The organism is Dryocola clanedunensis (assembly GCF_038405435.1).
Lineage (GTDB): Bacteria > Pseudomonadota > Gammaproteobacteria > Enterobacterales > Enterobacteriaceae > Dryocola > Dryocola clanedunensis_A.
Genome location: NZ_JBBYHZ010000093.1, coordinates 1 through 675, shown reverse-complemented (window position 1 = coordinate 675; position 675 = coordinate 1). Strand labels below are relative to the sequence as shown.

Annotated in this window: 1 protein-coding gene and 1 pseudogene; both read right to left on the bottom strand. The window is 48.6% G+C overall.

Features of this window, described 5'->3' with window-relative positions:
* Positions 1-183 (bottom strand): hypothetical protein (locus AAE045_RS23590; RefSeq protein WP_455549737.1); only part of this gene is annotated, 183 nt, incomplete at its 3' end.
* Between the two features lie 60 nt (positions 184-243).
* Positions 244-675, bottom strand: a pseudogene (locus AAE045_RS23585) (phage tail protein); the annotation flags it as partial.

Here is a 675-nt window from a genome sequence, read left to right as displayed (position 1 = left end):
GAATGAGTTCATTACCTGCTGAGCAAGATAGTTAATACCTTCTATCGTATAATGCTTATTCCCAAATCGGTCTGTATAAGTCCAGCCCATTGACGTAACGAACTCATCAATTTTGCCTGCGTTAAATTTCAGGTCTTGAGGTTTTTCGCTTGGAACCGGGAGTTGTGTCGGTGTGGTCGCCATAATTTTTCCATAAAAAAACCCGGCGCAGTGGCCGGGTTCGGAGTTGGGATAAAGGGTTAGTTAGGGGTAAATCAGATCGCTGTACTCACGCACAGTAAGCGCAGTGGTTCCATCACTGCCTGGCGTCTTGTCCGTAATTTCCCAACGGGTAGTGTCGAGCTCTTCTGTTGACGCAATAAAGTAACGAGACGGTGACTGAACGTTCATGCCGTCGAAGATATTGAGCTCTACATTCGGTAGCGCAGCGCTGAATCCAAATGCCGTATCACTCAGTGGCTGGGCAGGATAGCGAGCGGTTGGTGTGCCGTTATAGTCGGTAACCATGACGTACATCTGACCAGAAAAGTTAATGCGTTCGCTGGTTTCAAAGTCATTACCGGTGCGGGATGTTATATAGCCAGTCTGCTGGTTCACATCGTATGTATCCGCTATCTGCACCATGTCACCAACGTTCACCCATTCCCCATCAGCCAGCGCCGTAATGCTCATGGC